Genomic DNA, 202 nt, shown 5'->3' on the forward strand with positions numbered 1-202 from the left:
TGGCATCACCGCCGGGACGGGCGCGGGTAAATTCTCCCCCAACTCCACCTGCGCCCAGGCACAGATTTTGACCTTCCTCTGGCGGGCTTATGGTTCCCCGGAGCCTTCCGGCAAGGTGAGCGGCGGCGAGTACTACGCCGTCCCCCTCCAGTGGGCCAGGGAGCAGGGGGTCATTTCCGGCAGCCTGGACCCCAACAGCCCC

The 202-nt window shown here is 67.3% G+C and carries 1 pseudogene; it reads left to right on the plus strand.

Going from position 1 to position 202, the window contains the following annotated elements:
* Positions 1–202: pseudogene (locus D1646_RS22210) on the plus strand (hypothetical protein); the annotation flags it as partial.

Source organism: Pseudoflavonifractor sp. 60 (genome assembly GCF_009911645.1).
GTDB lineage: Bacteria > Bacillota > Clostridia > Oscillospirales > Oscillospiraceae > Lawsonibacter.